Source organism: Achromobacter pestifer (assembly GCF_013267355.1).
Classification (GTDB): Bacteria; Pseudomonadota; Gammaproteobacteria; order Burkholderiales; family Burkholderiaceae_B; genus Achromobacter; species Achromobacter pestifer_A.
In genome coordinates this window covers 1,318,204-1,334,532 of record NZ_CP053985.1, presented here as the reverse complement: position 1 = coordinate 1,334,532, position 16,329 = coordinate 1,318,204, and the positions used below count along the sequence as shown (strand labels likewise).

16 protein-coding genes are annotated in these 16,329 nt (G+C 61.6%); 7 read left to right on the top strand and 9 right to left on the bottom strand.

Annotated elements, in window-relative coordinates; all coding sequences use genetic code 11:
* Window positions 1–24 precede the first annotated feature (24 nt).
* Window positions 25–798 (top strand): CDP-diacylglycerol--serine O-phosphatidyltransferase, encoded by a 774-nt coding sequence (gene pssA / locus FOC84_RS06585; RefSeq protein WP_173143723.1) that lies wholly within the window; start codon window positions 25–27, stop codon window positions 796–798.
* Between the two features lie 68 nt (window positions 799–866).
* Here pssA and FOC84_RS06580 read toward each other — a convergent pair whose 3' ends face one another.
* Window positions 867–1,385, bottom strand: coding sequence for a hypothetical protein (locus tag FOC84_RS06580; RefSeq protein ID WP_173143722.1), 519 nt, complete (start codon window positions 1,383–1,385; stop codon window positions 867–869).
* Between the two features lie 312 nt (window positions 1,386–1,697).
* On the opposite strand from FOC84_RS06580, the gene rpsO reads away from it, so the two are divergent.
* The 4 genes from rpsO to FOC84_RS06560 all read left to right on the top strand — a co-directional run bounded on the left by rpsO (window position 1,698) and on the right by FOC84_RS06560 (window position 6,397).
* Window positions 1,698–1,967 carry a 30S ribosomal protein S15 gene (rpsO, locus tag FOC84_RS06575; RefSeq protein WP_006223612.1) on the top strand — a complete coding sequence of 90 codons (270 nt, stop codon included), beginning with the start codon at window positions 1,698–1,700 and terminating at the stop codon, window positions 1,965–1,967.
* 93 nt (window positions 1,968–2,060) lie between these two features.
* A complete protein-coding gene (pnp, locus tag FOC84_RS06570; RefSeq protein ID WP_173143721.1) occupies window positions 2,061–4,220 on the top strand; it encodes a polyribonucleotide nucleotidyltransferase in 2,160 nt (719 codons plus the stop codon).
* Between the two features lie 220 nt (window positions 4,221–4,440).
* A complete protein-coding gene (locus FOC84_RS06565) occupies window positions 4,441–5,166 on the top strand; it encodes a hypothetical protein (protein ID WP_173149988.1) in 726 nt (241 codons plus the stop codon).
* Window positions 5,167–5,179: 13 nt separating this feature from the next.
* Entirely contained in the window at window positions 5,180–6,397 is a 1,218-nt protein-coding gene (locus tag FOC84_RS06560) for a threonine ammonia-lyase (RefSeq protein ID WP_173143720.1), read from the top strand.
* Between the two features lie 15 nt (window positions 6,398–6,412).
* On the opposite strand, the gene FOC84_RS06555 is transcribed toward FOC84_RS06560, so the two are convergent.
* From FOC84_RS06555 to FOC84_RS06520, 8 genes are all read right to left on the bottom strand, one after another.
* Entirely contained in the window at window positions 6,413–6,976 is a 564-nt protein-coding gene (locus tag FOC84_RS06555; RefSeq protein ID WP_254242000.1) for a PIN domain-containing protein, read from the bottom strand.
* Window positions 6,977–7,147: 171 nt separating this feature from the next.
* Window positions 7,148–7,837 (bottom strand): glutathione S-transferase family protein, encoded by a 690-nt coding sequence (locus FOC84_RS06550; protein ID WP_173143718.1) that lies wholly within the window; start codon window positions 7,835–7,837, stop codon window positions 7,148–7,150.
* A gap of 156 nt (window positions 7,838–7,993) precedes the next feature.
* Complete coding sequence (locus tag FOC84_RS06545; protein WP_054440402.1) at window positions 7,994–8,227, bottom strand: helix-turn-helix transcriptional regulator; 234 nt, start codon at window positions 8,225–8,227, stop codon at window positions 7,994–7,996.
* 173 nt (window positions 8,228–8,400) lie between these two features.
* On the bottom strand, window positions 8,401–8,853 hold the full coding sequence (locus FOC84_RS06540) for a hypothetical protein (protein ID WP_173143717.1): 453 nt from the start codon (window positions 8,851–8,853) through the stop codon (window positions 8,401–8,403).
* Entirely contained in the window at window positions 8,850–9,254 is a 405-nt protein-coding gene (locus FOC84_RS06535; protein ID WP_173143716.1) for a hypothetical protein, read from the bottom strand. Before FOC84_RS06535 ends, FOC84_RS06540 begins: the two co-directional genes overlap by 4 nt.
* Entirely contained in the window at window positions 9,244–10,206 is a 963-nt protein-coding gene (locus FOC84_RS06530) for a hypothetical protein (RefSeq protein WP_173143715.1), read from the bottom strand. Before FOC84_RS06530 ends, FOC84_RS06535 begins: the two co-directional genes overlap by 11 nt.
* Window positions 10,196–10,525, bottom strand: coding sequence for a hypothetical protein (locus tag FOC84_RS06525; RefSeq protein ID WP_173143714.1), 330 nt, complete (start codon window positions 10,523–10,525; stop codon window positions 10,196–10,198). The genes FOC84_RS06530 and FOC84_RS06525 overlap by 11 nt, the downstream gene beginning before the upstream one ends.
* Complete coding sequence (locus FOC84_RS06520) at window positions 10,522–11,214, bottom strand: hypothetical protein (protein WP_438800878.1); 693 nt, start codon at window positions 11,212–11,214, stop codon at window positions 10,522–10,524. The genes FOC84_RS06525 and FOC84_RS06520 overlap by 4 nt, the downstream gene beginning before the upstream one ends.
* On the opposite strand from FOC84_RS06520, the gene FOC84_RS06515 reads away from it, so the two are divergent.
* Both FOC84_RS06515 and FOC84_RS06510 read left to right on the top strand, forming a co-directional pair.
* Window positions 11,101–13,989 carry a host specificity factor TipJ family phage tail protein gene (locus tag FOC84_RS06515; protein WP_173143712.1) on the top strand — a complete coding sequence of 963 codons (2,889 nt, stop codon included), beginning with the start codon at window positions 11,101–11,103 and terminating at the stop codon, window positions 13,987–13,989. The two genes, FOC84_RS06520 and FOC84_RS06515, sit on opposite strands and share 114 nt — an antisense overlap.
* A 56-nt stretch (window positions 13,990–14,045) precedes the next feature.
* Window positions 14,046–16,328 (top strand): hypothetical protein, encoded by a 2,283-nt coding sequence (locus tag FOC84_RS06510; protein ID WP_173143711.1) that lies wholly within the window; start codon window positions 14,046–14,048, stop codon window positions 16,326–16,328.
* The last annotated feature ends 1 nt before the right edge of the window (window position 16,329 follow it).

Sequence of the window (16,329 nt, the reverse complement as noted above, 5' to 3'; positions counted from 1 at the left end):
TGTTCGTTGTAAGTTATTGAGACCATGCCCAATTTTTCCATGCGCGATTCCGAGAACCGCCACCGAAGCATCTACCTGCTGCCCAACGCGTTCACCACCGCGGCGCTGTTCGCGGGGTTCTACGCCGTCGTGCAGGCCATGAACGATCGCTTCGAAATCGCCGCCATCGCCATTTTCGCGGCCATGGTGCTGGACGGCATGGATGGCCGGGTCGCCCGCCTGACCAACACGCAGTCCGCCTTCGGCGAGCAGTACGATTCGCTGTCCGACATGACCTCCTTTGGCGTCGCGCCGGCGCTGGTCATGTACGAATGGATCCTGAACGACCTGGGCCGCTGGGGCTGGTTGGCCGCCTTCGTCTACGTGGCCGGCGCCGCGCTGCGCCTGGCCCGCTTCAACACCAATATCGCCGTGGTGGACAAGCGCTTCTTCCAAGGCTTGCCCAGCCCGGCCGCGGGTGCGCTGGTGGCGGGCTTTGTCTGGCTGGCGGTGGACAACAAGCTGCCCATCCATGACAGCTTGATGGCGTGGGCAGCGTTCACGCTGACCATGTACGCGGGCATTTCGATGGTGTCGAATGCACCGTTCTTCAGCGGCAAGAGCTTCGCGCTGGGCCGCAGCGTGCCGTTCTGGGGCATCCTGCTGGTGGTGGCCGTGTTCGTGTTCGTGTCCAGCGATCCCCCGGTCGTGCTGTTCGGCCTGTTCGTGCTGTACGGCCTGTCGGGCTGGATCATGTGGGCCTGGCGCTGGAACCGCGCGCGCCGCCTGACGCAGGAACGCCGCAACCAGTCCTCCTGATCGCGGCCGCATCGCCGCCCAAACAAAACCCGCCGGATGGCGGGTTTTGCATTTTTACGTCCCGGAGCTCAGTGCCACATGAGCCTGTCGTCGTCATACATGGGGTCGGGGCCGGGGTGGAAGTGCGTAAACTTGCTGCCGTCGCGGCTCATGTACACGTACATCAGGGAGTTCCAGACGCCGTTTTCCTTGTAGCGGTAAGACCAGATGACCTCGCGCTTTTCGCCCAGGCCGGCTTCGTCGATGCGCGCGGGCGGGCCGAATTCGCACCGCACGCGGTCGGGGCCCCATTCGCCTTCGCTGAGGACCTTGAAGTGCGCGTCGGTCAGCAGCGGAACGACGGGGCCCACGCGGCCGTCGGCGCCGACATTGGTGCCCCAGGCGTACTGGCCCATGGGTTGCTGCGTCCAGATGACGCGGCGCCCGCCATTGGCTTGCGGGCATTCGAAGTTGGGCCGGCCGAACTGGGCCTGCACGTCGGCGTAGGGCGTGCCGGGCGGAATCTGGGCCATGTTGGCGCATGCCGCCAGACCCGCCAGTGCGGCGGCGGCGAGCGCGAGGCGGGCGCTTCTGTAATATTTAGACATGGTTTTCTCCTGACATCGGATTGGGGCCCGCAGCGGGGCGGGCACCCGTCACTGGGGTAATTCTATCGAATCGGCTATAATCATCGAGCTTTATCAAGTGTATTGATTTTGCAACATCCTTTGCGTAGTCCGCAGAGCTGGTCCAGGTGCCAGGCCCCGGTGTCGAAACACCGCGTCCACAGCCGCGTTCCAGGCTTCTGTTTGAGTCATCAATGGCAGCAGTGAGAAAGCGAATTCCGCCAGGTCCGCGCAAAAATTTTCCAAACCACGTCAGGGCGCCTCGGCCCTGTCGCATGTCCGAAGAGGTCATAAATGTCTGTAGCTGACATCAAGAAATCCGATATCGTCGCGCAATTCCAACGCGCTCAAGGCGATACCGGCTCCCCCGAAGTTCAGGTGGCTCTGCTCACCGCCCGCATCAACGAACTGACCGGTCACTTCAAAGAACACATGAAGGACCATCACTCGCGCCGCGGTCTGCTGCGCATGGTCAGCCGTCGCCGCAAGTTGCTCGACTATCTCAAGGGCCGCAATCCCGATTCGTACCGCGCACTGATCGAAAAACTCGGTCTGCGTAAGTGATCGACGGGGCTGGCTCCCCATGACGCAATAACCGTGGTCGGTGCGACGCATGTCGCGACGGCCACGGTTTTTCATTTGTAAGGAATAATCGTCATGTTCAACAAAGTGACAAAATCGTTCCAGTACGGCCAGCACACGGTCGTCCTGGAAACTGGCGAAATCGCTCGCCAGGCCTCCGGCGCCGTTGTGGTGTCGATCGAGGACACCGTCGTCCTCGCCACTGTCGTGGCTTCCAAGAAGGCCAAGCCCGGTCAGACGTTTTTCCCGCTGACCGTTGACTACATCGAAAAGACCTACGCCGCCGGCCGTATCCCGGGTGGCTTCTTCAAGCGCGAAGGCAAGCCTTCTGAGAAGGAAACGCTGACCTCGCGCCTGATCGACCGTCCCCTGCGTCCGCTGTTCCCCGAAGACTTCTACAACGAAGTCCAGGTGGTCATCCACACGCTGTCGGTCAATCCTGAAATCGATCCCGACATCGCCGCCATGATCGGCGCCTCGGCCGCTCTGGCCATCTCGGGCATCCCGTTCACGGGCCCGATCGGCGCCGCTCGCGTGGGTTACATCGATGGCCAATACGCCATCAACCCGACCGCATCGGACCTGAAGTCGTCGAAGCTGAACCTGGTTGTCGCCGGTACGGAAAACGCCGTGCTGATGGTGGAATCGGAAGCCCAAGAGCTGTCCGAGGAAGTCATGTTGGGCGGCGTGGTCTACGGCCACCAGCAAATGCAGACCGTCATCAACGCCATTCACGAACTCGTGAAGGACGCTGGCAAGCCCGATTGGGATTGGCAAGCGCCGGCCAAGGACCAAGCCCTGATCGCCGCCGTGACTTCGGCTGCCCAGGAAGGCCTGAACGCCGCCTACCAAATCCGCGAAAAGCAAGCCCGTACCGCCAAGCTGCGTGAAGTGTCGGCCGACGTGTCGGCCAAGCTGGCCGCCGCCGCCGCCGAAAAGGGCGAGTCGCTGCCGGACGCCGTGACCGTCGACAACATCATGTTCTCGCTGGAATCGGCCATCGTCCGCGGCCAGATCCTGAACGGCGAGCCGCGCATCGACGGCCGCGACACCCGCACCGTGCGCCCCATCAGCGTGCGTCTGGGCGTGCTGCCCCGCGCACACGGCAGCGCGCTGTTCACCCGTGGTGAAACGCAAGCGCTGGTCGTGGCCACGCTGGGCACCAAGCAAGACGAACAGATCATCGACGCGCTCATGGGCGAGTACCGCGACCGCTTCATGATGCACTACAACATGCCTCCGTTCGCCACCGGCGAAACGGGCCGCATCGGTGTGCCCAAGCGCCGCGAAATCGGCCACGGCCGCCTCGCCAAGCGTTCGCTGATCCCGCTGCTGCCGGCGCCTGAAGACTTCCAGTACACGATCCGCATCGTGTCGGAAATCACCGAGTCCAACGGCTCGTCGTCGATGGCTTCGGTCTGCGGCGGCTCGCTGGCCATGATGGACGCCGGCGTGCCGGTCAAGGATCACGTGGCTGGCGTGGCCATGGGCCTGATCCTGGACGGCGGCAAGTTCGCCGTGCTGACGGACATCCTGGGCGACGAAGATCACCTGGGCGACATGGACTTCAAGGTCGCGGGCACCGAAAACGGCGTTACCGCACTGCAGATGGACATCAAGATCCAGGGCATCACCAAGGAAATCATGCAAGTGGCGCTGGCTCAAGCCCGCGAAGGCCGCCTGCACATCCTGGGCAAGATGAAGGAAGCGCTGGACGGTTCGCGCGGCGAGCTGTCGGCTTTCGCCCCGCGCATGCTGACCATCAAGATCAACCCCGAGAAGATCCGCGACGTGATCGGCAAGGGCGGCGCCACCATCCGCGCGCTGACCGAAGAAACCGGCACGCAGATCGACATCTCCGACGACGGCACGATCGTGATCGCCAGCGTCGACGAAGCGCAGGCCAAGGAAGCCCAGCGCCGCATCGTCGAACTGACCGCCGACGTCGAAGTGGGCCAGATCTATGAAGGCGCCGTGCTGCGCCTGCTGGACTTCGGCGCCATCGTGCAAGTGCTGCCGGGCCGCGACGGCCTGCTGCACATCTCGGAAATCGCCAACTACCGCATCGCCAACATCAACGATGTGCTGAAGGTCGGCCAGCAAGTCCGCGTCAAGGTCATCGAGGCCGACGACAAGGGCCGCCTGCGCCTGTCCATCAAGGCCATCGGCGGCATCGAGCAGCAGCAACCTGCTGCGGCCGAAGCTGCCCCGCAATCGGAACCGCAAGCTGAATAAGCCTGCTTGACCGGTAGCACGAGACGGCGCCTTCGGGCGCCGTTTTTCATGGGCCGCGCGCGCCTGGGTCCGGCCTGATTCATCTTCTTGCTTCTTCAGGCCCCGGACATCTCCCAACTGCGCCTACCTTCCTGTAAAGTCTGGCGCGTGAGCGTAGCCCCCCGACCTCGGAGGATGGCATATGCGACGTGGCGAAAAGGGGGAAACGGATGGGCAAGGCATGACGGCGTGGGCCGGACCCGCCAGTGCCGCGGTGCTGCTAGCGGCGCTGCTGAGCGGCTGCATGAGTAGCCCTGCGCCGGGCAAGGGCAGCCCCAAGGGCGAGGACATGTCCGTCGACCAGTTCGGCCAGACGGACTTCAACCGCACCGTCACGCTGGAGGTGCGCGACAACCTCGCCAGCCTGTATGTCCTGCTGGACAAGCTCTACCGCCGCAATCCGCGCGAATGGCGCAAGTCGGGCGCGCCCGATCTGGCCAAGGCGGTGTTGCTGGTCAAGCATTCCATCGAGGTCCGCATCCCGCCCAAGGACCTGACGGGCCTGCGCGACATCCAGATCCTGGCCGTGTCGCTGGACCCCAACTATTCCGGCGACCGGGTCGGCGCCTTCATCTACGGCTTGGCCGACACCATCATCGCGGCCCATAACGGCAAGACCCGCCTGTACGCCACCGACGCCCTGGACGGGCAGCGGGTCTACAATGCCGCACGGAACGTCGAGGCAGCCGCCTGGCTGCTGGCGTCGCGCCGCAATGCCCAGGGCGAACCCTTGCTGCTGGCCAACGAAATGTCCCAGAACGCCACTAACCTCAGCTTTGAACGCGAATTCGGCGCCATCATCGGCCGCCTGGACCTGATCGCCAATCTGCTCGGCGAGAACACGCGGCGTATCGGGATCAACTACGCGCAGGGCCTGCTGCTGTTCAATTTCCTGCCAGTGCGCTAACAGGATTTCCATCGTGATCGATATCGCCTCCATTCAGACCGCCCGCGAAAACCTGCGCGGCCAGGTGCTGAAGACCCCGTTTACCCTGTCCCGCACGCTGTCCGACATCTTCGGCGCCGAGATCTGGCTGAAGTTCGAGAACCTGCAGTTCACGGCTTCGTTCAAGGAGCGCGGCGCGCTCAACCGCATGCTGACGCTGTCGGAAGACGAACGCGCCAAGGGCGTGATCGCGGTGTCTGCCGGCAACCACGCGCAGGGCGTGGCTTACCATGCCCAGCGCATGGGCGTGCCCGCCGTGATCGTGATGCCGCGCTTCACGCCCACCGTCAAGGTCGCCAACACGCGCCGCTTCGGCGCCGAGGTGGTGCTGGCCGGCGATACCTTCGACGACGCCAAGGCGCGCGGCTACGAGCTGGCGCAGGAGCGCGGCCTGATCATGATCCACCCCTATGACGACGAGGCGGTCATATCAGGGCAGGGCACGGTGGCGCTGGAGATGCTGGAAGACCAGCCGCAGCTGGACACCCTGGTCATCGCCATCGGCGGCGGCGGCCTGATCTCCGGCATCGCCACCGCGGCCAAGGCGCTCAAGCCGGGCATCGAGATCGTCGGCGTGCAGACCGAGCGTTTCCCGTCCATGTACGCCGCCGTCAAGGGCGTGTCCATGCCGCAGGGCGCATACACCATTGCCGAGGGCATTGCGGTGAAGTCGCCGGGCGCGCTGACCCAGCCCATCGTGACCCAGCTGGTCGATCGCCTGGAGCTGGTCAGCGAAAGCGATATCGAGCACGCCATCGTGGTGCTGCTGGAGATCGAGAAATCGGTGGTCGAAGGCGCGGGCGCCGCCGGCCTGGCCGCGCTGCTGCGCGCCAAGGAAGAAGGCAGCGACCGCTACAAGGGCAAGCGCATCGGCCTGGTGCTGACGGGCGGCAACATCGATCCCCTGATGCTGGGCGAACTGATCGAGCGCGGCATGGTGCGCGCCGGGCGGCTGGCCCGCATCCGCGTGGACCTGCGCGACCTGCCGGGCGCGCTGGCCCATGCCACCAAGCTCATCGCCGACGCGCAGGCCAACATCACCGAAGTGCACCACCAGCGCGCTTTCACTTCATTGCCGGTGCGCAACGTCGAGGTGGATTTCGTGCTGCAGACGCGTGGCCACGAGCACATCCAGGAAGTGATCGACGTGCTCAACGCGGCGGGCTTCGCCGCCAGCAACCACGATCACTGAGCACGCCAGCCTGGTTCAGGCGGCGCCGTTCTGCGCGGCGTCGCGCGCCAGCAGGTTCTTCAGGCCGTACAGGCGTTCGCGGTGCAGCGTCGTGGACAGCGACTCGGGTTCGCGCCCCAGCGCCACATAGTCCGCGGGCACCTGCGCCGCCGCCGCGCGGATGGCGTCGGGAGCGGCTTGCCACCACTGCGTCAGCATGCGATCGGGGTTGTAGACGTCCAGCCCTTGGCGCCGCAGCTCCGAACGGTTGAAGTCCTTCAGGTTCCAGGTCAGCACCTGCACCACCGGCGGCTGCTGCAGGCCGCAGCGCGCGCGCCGCGCCAGGCCGGCCGCGATCACGTGGAAGTCCTTGGGGTCGCTGTAGCGCAAGGAAGCCTCGTAGACCTGGGTGTCCGTCTCGCGGGCGCCGGGAAAGCGCGCGTTCATGTCGTCCCACATCTCCATCATCACTTCCGGCGGGATTTCCCAGATGCGCGAGGCATTGCGGCGCCATTCCTCGCCGATGCGGTCGGTCCAGACTGGCGTGTACACGCCGGCCTCGGCCAGCCTGAGCAGCAGGCGGCGCAGGATGCCGGACATGAGGACGCAGGCGTCGAGGACGATGAAGGGCGGGGAGGTGGAAGCGGTGGTCAAGTGAGGTCTGGAGCCCTGCCGGCGCAGGGCGGAAACATGGAAAACGAGGCGCAAGAATAACGTTTTTTTGGAAGCCGCCCCGGGGCCGGAGGCCATGAGCAGGAGGGGCGGCAGGCCCTAACCCAATTCGGCGCGCACGGCGTTGCAGTGGCTTACCAGATTGCGCCGCGCCACCAGGCCTTGCTTGAGCGGCGTGTCGATGGCGTAGAAATAGATATTGGCGAGGAAGCCGTAGATCCCCGCGTCCACGCTGCCCGGATTGGGGCCGAACATGAAGCCGTCCTCGCCCAGCAGGCTGGAGATCGCCTCCAGGTCGGCGATTCCGCGCGCATAGGCGTCCTCGGGCGCATAGCGGCCTATGCCTTGGTAGTGGTAGCGCTGGAAGTTGTATTGGCGGGCGGCTTCCAGCTGCTCGGGCGTGACGTCGGGGTGGGCGTCCAGCAGTGCCCGGCGGAAGGTCGGCCAATAGCGGTCATCGCGCCAGCGCGAATAGGACATGACCCAGTACAGGTCGTCCAGCGCGCGGCGCACCAGCAGGTCCTGCCGCTGCTGCTCGGGCGTGAGGGAATCGTCGACGGTCAGTTCGTACTGGCGCTTCAGGTAGGCGATGATGGCGTCGCTGTCGCCGATGCGCAGATCGCCGTCGGCGATGTAGGGCAGTTGGCCGCGCGGGGCGGACTGCACGTCGAGCGTATGCCGGTGGTCGAAGGGCAGCCGGCACAGCTTCAGGAAGGCGTAGATCTTCAGGCCGTAGGGGTTGTTGTCTTCCAGCCCATAGAGTCCGGGGTACGAGTAGAGGGTGATCATGGCGCGCTCCCTGGTTACCGGACTAGATTAGAACGGCGGGGGGAATTTTGCGCGCCTCAGTTTGACGAGGCAGGCGGTTCGCCGGTTTGCGACGAAGGAGGGACGCCTGGCCCGTGGCGGGGTGGTGCCCGAGACCGGACACCCGATCCCCAGGTTTCATGCGGGTTGTGACGGGGTTTGGCGTAAAGGTGGCGTGCGCCGACCGTCTGGTGCCTGCTGGTGTCCGTCGATCCAGTCCAAAACTTCCTCGCGATCATACAGCTTGCGCCGGCCGATTTTGAAGGCGCGGGGGAAGTCGGCCCGCTTGGATGTGCGATCGCGGACGTGCTTGCGGTTCAGGCCCAGCATGTCGGCAATCTTGTCGATGTCGATCAGGTCGCGTTCGGTCATGACTCCCCCTTCGGCGCCGCGGCCGGTGCTTGGTGTTGGGCTGCATGTGCCATTTATTGCTCCTCCTCATCGTCTAAAGTCTTAGGCCCGAAAAGTGCGTCCAGGAATTTCCATGCGATTGCGCCAGCGGTCGCAATGCCAACGCACGTAACGATTGCATCAGGCCATCCCATTTACTGCTCCTTGTTGTCGGTGGTGGCGCGGGCGGCGCGCCGGCGCACCTCCCATTCCTTACTGGTCATGCCCACGCCGTTCACGACGTCCTCGGGCATGATCGCCTTCGTGCAGTGCGGGCAGAGTGGGGCCATGGTCTTGCTGCGCCAGGCTGCATCCATGCGCTTTGCCGCGCGGCTGATGACGGTATGCGCGGCGTCCTCGCGCAGCCGCTCGGCCTTGGCGTCTAGGTGGTGGTGGCGCTCCACCAGCTGCAAGAATGCGTCGAACGGCTCCACATCCTGCTCGCAGTCCTGGCAGTAGACGCGGCGCTCGTCTGTATCGAAGGCCAGGCGGACGTGCTTGCAGGTGGATGGGGCGCGCTGCGATTTGCCGCGCGCCACTCGCAGATCGCCGATGTTGACCACCTTCATGCCGTACACGTAGTCCATCGGGACGATTGGCTCACTCATTCCGCGCCTCCGTCGTTGTGCTGCTTGGGGTGGGCACCGATTTCAGCGGCCGTGTTCACGATCGCGCGGCGCATCGCGGCTTCTCTCTCATGGTCGACATGCTCGTTAAACGCGAAGTCGCGCCATATCAAGTATTCGCCGCTCCACACGTAGATGTGACCATCAGGCCGGGCCTCTACCCGAAGCGATAGCTTCACCGCCAGCCGCAGCGCATCGCCGTCGTCGGTGAGCGGGTTCCACACGAACTCGCGATCGCGTCCGTTGTGATCCTGGTTGTCAGCGTGCAGGTACAGGATGCCGTCGTTTATCTCGCAGTACCGCAAAGAGATCTCATCGTCAGCCACCTCCTGCGCCCAATTCGCTCGCGCCGCCAGCTCCAGCAATTCGCGGTCAGTTCGCATCGCTCTGCTCCTTCTGCGCTCCCGGTTGCGCGGACAGGGCGGCGCGGGCCTTGATGTACGCCGGGACCGCTGACGGATCGCTCATGGCTTCCTGCCAAAGAAAATCAAGCTTTGAGCCTACGATGTCCGGGATGGGGAACGCATCGCGGCACTGGCCCAAGGCGTCTATCAAAGCATCCGCCTCGCTGGCCCGCCCCTCAAGCGCATCAGCCATGTCCGGCGCGCCAAAGCTGCGGGCCATAGCCGCGGCCTCCTTGAGTTCCGCCTCGCTGGCCTGGGGCGCGGCATAGAAGATGCGGGTTTCAAACAGACGTGGCTTGGCGCTTAGTTCGTCGAATCGCTCGCGGGTACAAGTCACAAAATCGTCCAGGCCCTTTCGGCGATACGCATACACTGGTTCTTCGGAAACAGGTGTGCGTTGCTGTGGCGAGGCATCCGCGAAGACCAACGGGCGGTTCCGTCCACTGTCGGCTGGCGACTCTGCAATGTAATGGCCCAGCTCGGGCTCTTCAGGCCAGTCTATGAACCACGCCACTGGCTTCGCCTCCCCGGCTACAGGGGCGCTTGCCCGATAACAGGGCGCGCGAGCCGCGTTCGTCATGGTTACGGTTCTGCCGTCGTCGCCGTAAGCGTATTCGGGTGCGGGGTCGGCTACAGGGGCGCTTGCCCACTCTGCCAGGTACTCGAAGCAGCGGCGAAACTCCACCCAATCCGAGCACAAGCGCAGATTACCCCCCTCGCTTTCAAATGGGTATGCCTCCAAGCGCTCGGCCAGCGTGCGGCCATTGATAATCGCGCCTAGGGGCCTTTCATCTGCTACAGGGGCGCTTGCCAGGGCGGCGAAAGTCGACACCACTTGGGCGCGGGCGTGGGTGGATAGGTCTTGTCCGAAGCGTTCGCAACGGAACCCGTACACGTCCAGCAGCCTTTCAAATTCTGCTTTATCCGTCATTTCGATCCCCTTGGGAGGCCCGCAGCGCCTTCATGGCTTCGTACAGCAACTGCGTGGCCGAATTCATCCGGCCATCCTGGGCGAGATACTGCTCAATGCGTTGAGCCACATCCGCCGGGGCGCCATACTCAAACGCCGCCCGCTCATCGGCTACAGGGGCGCGCAGCTTGGACAGCAGGGCGCGGGCCACGTTCATCAAATCGGCCGCATTTACTTCTTGAGTCTCGCCCGGGTCGAAGGCGAACCCAATTGTGTTATGGATCTCTACACGAATTTCGTCATCCGTCAGCCCAGGCTGGGCGGCGTTGTTCTCAGTCATGTCGTGGCTCCAACAAATTTGATCCGGAAAGGCCCGCTCTTGGAGCGGTGTTTCTTTTCGCAGTAGCGGCGCATGGCGGCTTCGTGCAGCTCGCCCGGTTCCATTTCGATGCTGTGACCGGTGGTGCCGCCTTTCCATGAGCCTTTTTCAGGCCCCAGCTCTGCGCCGAAGCTCAAGTCAAGCGAGCGGTGAATCGTGGGCCGGTAGAGCAGGGAAAGCCACTTGAACCAACCGGTTCCGCGCTTCCACTCTCGTTCCTGAATCTTGGTAGTGACGATGATCCGCTCGCCGTCGTAATCCTCGATCTCGAAATCGACAGAGGGGCATGCCTCTTGAGCCTTTCGCTGTTCGTCCCAGCTTCGATTGCCGGTGAACGTGGCGAAAGGCTCCCCTTCCAAGTCGTATAGCGCGAAACGAACGAATCGATGGGCAAGCCATGGCAGCTCCTTGCACCACGACCGCGACGTGTTGGATGCCCACGTCTGCGCGCCGTAATAGACGTGCACGTAATTTTCGGAATAGGACAGGCCAAATTTGCGCTGGTGATATTCCTCGTAACTACCGTGGCTCGATTTATGGGCTTCGCGGTAGGGACGAAGAAGCCACGACGGCAACCAAATCAGGAAGTGATGGCGGCAAGCGTCAAGGGCGACGTATGCGCTGGGGTACTCCCTGTCTCCGCTGCACAGATTACCGACATGGCGACAGGGACCAATGTCGCGCCTAAATCTCAAGAGGATGTACTCGCGCTTCGGGCTCTTCCAGGCCCGTTTGTGGTCGAAGTCAGTCCGGGTGAGGTTGGGTTCTGGACCGCGCTGGCAGTGGCGCTTGCGACGTCGACTGCGTCGATGATTCTGACATCGATCTTCGCCAAAGAACCGCCGAATGCGACAGCTCGGAATGTGCAGCAAGAATCACCGAACAATGGCCTCTCCGAGCGCGTCAATAGCGTCCGAGTGAATGGCAGGGTGCCCGACATATATGGGCAAGTTCGCTCGACGCCCGATCTCCTTTCGCCTCCCTACAAAATATTTGAGAACCATGTGGAGAAAGAGGTCGCGTTCATGTGCATCGGGCGCGGCGCATACGACGTTCATGATGTCCGCGATGACACGACGATGGTGTCTGAGATAGCCGGAGCATCCGTCGAAGTGTATGCTCCGTTTACATCGCCCAACAGCGGAGATGCACCGCAACTACGCATTGGGAACGTCATAGGCTTGCCTGTCATCACGGCGAAGCGCGTCAACAGCGTGAACGGGCAAGTGCTGCAACCTCAAGACTTTGGAAGCGTAGTTCGGCGAGGAATGATCTTCAAGTCGCCGAATCAGGTTATCTCCCAAGATCCGGACATTGACTTTGCCGATCTGTTCATCCCAGGTGATAACGTTCAGATCCAGAATGCCGTTCAAACGCAGGGTACATACTCTTTCACTCCCGCAGGGGGCGCGACGTTTCGTTCGGAGAATTCCGCGGCGCCAACTTGGGGAGAGATCGACTTTTCTGGGGATCACACGGCCAATTGGTCGGCAGGTCAAATTGTCACCGTATCAAACGGATATGTGACTTGGACCGATCACACAGGCGGTGATGCTGATGAACCCTACACAGCAAGCAGTAACGTTACCGCGATCTATGGCGTAGTCAGTGTTAACTACGTACCTGTGCCAGGCGTCACTCGTCTGCGCTTAGATGTCTCGCTGAATTCATCCGCGTGGGGGGCGTTCAAGATTGCTCCGAATCCTGTGACGGGTAGCCCGACACTGACTAGGCCGTCAGATACGGTTCAATTCGATCTGTCTGGGCAGTATGTGGTGACAACGGTCACTTCCAGTTTGTTGACCCTGAACAATCCGGCCTTGGTCAACCCCGACTGGACTGTGATGGAGACAAGTTTTGGGGGGCAATCGTCAGTCTTGACGCCAACACTGACCACGACAGGGGAACGATGGTCCGGTTGGTTCGCGGTTGAAGCCATCCAGCCAATCACCAGGATCATCGCTAACGTTGTCGCGCTAAACGGTCTGTACAAGGATAACGGACGCCAGCAATACCGGCGTGATGTTGTCTATCGTTTCGAAGGTCAGCGCCTTGACGAGAGCGGCGATCCCACGGGACCAGTATTGGACTTTGAGCGCACGATCGTTGGTTCCGCAGTGTCACGCTCGACTCGCGCAGATACGCTTGACGTCGGCCTGGCTGGAGATTTGAGTACGCGATGGCGCTTCCGTGCACGTCGCATCACAGACTCGGATACAGATTTCGAAGGGTCTGTGGTCGACGAGATCAAGTGGCGTGATTTGTATGCATGCAGCTCCGTCGCTCAGGAAGATTTTGGTGACGTGACGACTGTGCATGCGGTTATGTTCGCCACTGATGGGGCGCTGGCGATCAAAGAAAGGAAGCTTAATGCTCTTGTGACGCGCAGGCTTCCACGACGAATTCAAGGATCAACATTTACAACAGATCTCTTCGCCACCCGGAGCGTCGCCGATATTCTTTCGGCTGTTTGTCTAGACCCGCAAATAGGTAACCGCCCCAAGAGAGAGATTGATTTTGACAATTTCTACCAGGTAGAGGCAGATATAGTTGCCTACTTCGGCGTAGATGTTGCGCAGTTCAACTACACCATAGATAGCGATAATTTGTCGTTTGAAGAGACTGTTTCTATGATCGCCGAGGCGGTCTTTTGCCGCGCATACCGGCGTGGTAGCGTGATCCGGCTTTTCTTCGAACGCGAGAATGAGAATTCGGCGATTCTCTTCAACCATCGAAACAAGCTGCCTGGCTCTGAACAACGCACCGAGGGGAGCCCAGTCGAGAACGATGGGATTGAGTACCAATGGATCAACCCGGCGAACGATGCCGCTGAGACTATCTATCTCCCGCCGGACAGATCGGCGGTGAACCCGAAGAGGATTGAGTCGGTTGGAGTCCGGATTGAAGCGCAGGCAAAGATCCACGCATACCGGGAGTGGAATAAACTGCAGTACCAGGACGTCCTGACCGAGTTTGATGCGCTTCCAGAGGCCAACCTTCTCACGATTAGTGAGCGAATTTTGTGCGCCGACAACACCAGGGCTGGCAGCCAAGACGGAGACATTGTCTCCGTCGACACCAGCAATCCGTTGCTGGTCGAGTTGTCGCAGCCGGTCGACTGGAATGGGCCTGGTCCGTTCCGGATCTTTCTACAGAACACAGACGGCCAGGTTGAATCTATCGCGGTGCAGAGTGGTGGGAGCGCCAGACTTGCTCTATTGGCGCATGCGCCACGGACCCCAATTGTCCTTCGAGGTGTCGGATACAACCCCACGGCCTACATTCTTGGCAAAGGCGATAGCCCGCGGCAAGCCCAGCCGTTTCTCATAACAGAGAAAGGTGTGCCGAATGATGATGGAACGATTCCATTGACAGCCATTAACTATGACGCGCGGTATTACCAGAACGATCTGGATTTCGCGTAACAGAACTTCTATGCAACTAAACCCCGCTTCGGCGGGGTTTTTTTATGGGCGCTCCCATGGCAATCGAACCTATCTCGCTGCAGCAACTTCGTAACGCGTCTGAGGATGCGCAAGATCTTGAGCGATATATCAATGATGACATTCCGTCGTTGATTCAGACTCGTATCGGCGGACAAAAGCCCAACTGGGCCAAGGTTATCAGTGACATTCAAGCGGAGTTTCAGCAGTTTCTTCTGGACTCCGGATATGTTCTTCTTGGTGACTACGCGGCCGGTTTGACCATCACCGCACTCAACCAGATTTTCGCCAAAGATGGAGAACTCTACCGGGCAAGCGCTGGCCTAACGCTTCCATACACGACAACGGGTGTTTGGGCTGACGAGGCGGACAAGTTTGTTAGCGTCGGGGATGCGGTCCTGCGGCAGGACATCGCCAACGCGGTCGACACCGACCTTGGAACCGCCCTCGTTGGCGGCGCAAACCGCGTCGTGGACACTGTCGCCGACGTTCGAAAACAGCGCGGCACGAAGAACCCGTATGTTGTTGCGGCCGGCTACTATGCCCGCCGGGACAAGGGGCCAGCCTTCTATGTCTACGATCCTGACGACAGCACGAGCGCGGACAATGGTGGGGCGGTCCTTGTTAGCGAGTTCGGACACCGCTACAAGTTGAATCATCCCGGCTGGGTGTCGATCGATGATTTCGGCGCGCGCGGCAATGGCGTGGCCGATGATTCCGCGCGGGTTCAGGCTGCCTACGAGTGGTCCAGCGCAACCCGCATCCCACTGGTGGCGTCCGCGAGGACCTACGGTTTCGCGCTGACGCAGCGCATTGACCTGGAGGCGCAAGCACAGACATATTGCGCCCTGATCTACAAGACCGGCGTGAAGATCCGCGGCCAGGGCGCCGGCGCGACGGTTTTCAAGCTGCTGGACAACCAGAGCACCGACGCCAGCCCGAAGTTTTTCAACCTGATGGCGTCGAACCAGGTCCTCGATCACATCGAGATCCAGGGCATCACGTTCGACCTCAATGGGCAAAACAACAAGATCAGCCCGGACCGCGGCTCCGGGGTCTATGCCGCGTTCAATACCGCGCCGCTGATGGTATCGGGCAGCGTGACGACCACGGGTACGGACGCGCGCGTCAATAACTCCCGAATCATGTTTAACGAGTTCATCAACATCCCTGGTGTGACCGGTCTAGCTTTGGGTCAGCGCTACGGCCATCCGGGTGTGAAGGGTTCGAACAACGAAATCGCGTTCAACCGCTTCTACAACAACGGCATCGACTCGTCCGACCACTCATCGATCTATGGGTTCAGCAACGACTCCAGGGTCCATCACAATTTCTTCGACCACCCGACGCCGTCTACGGGTCGCGGCGGGCCGGTTGCCTGCGTGGAGTGCTTCGGATCCAACATCAGCGTGCACGACAACTTCGCACGCAACTATCTGCAGTTCGCCTGGGTTGGCGCGGGAGAAGAGGGCGAGCACCGTGGAATCTCCATCTACAACAATCGCGGGCTCATCTCGCTTCGGGCAGTCGGAACCTGGAGCACGGCCGTACAGAACGATGGGATCGCGGATCTGGCGATCTACGACAACGACTTTGAGATGCTGGCGGCACCCATCGCCATATCTGGGATTCCACGTGTCGCGTTCGACCTTGTCATGCATGACTGCAACCTGACCGGCGTGTCTGTGTACGGAAACAGAGTGATCTGCCGGGATCGCACCGATAACACGGGCATGGTGTTGCTTGCCACGACTGGGCGGTCAATCGGTCCCGTGCATGTCTGGGGCAACGAATTCCGTGGGTTTAGTCGCGGGATCGGTGTTGGCGTCGAGGGCTCCGGGTCCATTCTTGGCCTCAGCGCGTGGAACAACGCCTTTTTGGATATGGAGCCGACCACGGCGCGGCCCACCGACACCATTTGCATAGAAATCAGTGGTCTCATCTATGAGCTGTTCCTGACGGACAACAACGGCCTGGGCAGCGACCTGTATCCGGGAAGCACGCCCAAGTACGGCATCACGCTCGCCGGGAATATCGGCCGGCTGCATATGGAAGGGAACGGTCTACGCGCTTCTCAGACCGACATCCTGATGAATGCCATCGTGTCGGGCCGCCGTACTGGGCGCCAGGCGCTGACGTTCGCTGCTATGCCTTTGGAGTCGACCTGGAAGATTGGGGACACAACTTACCTTCATCCGGCGCCGATTCTGGGAACGACGCCCAATCGCTACATCATGGATGGCTGGCAGCGCATGACGGATGGGACGGCCAACGTGCTGGGCGTCGATTGGCAAGAACGTCGAATGCTCACTGGGACTTGAT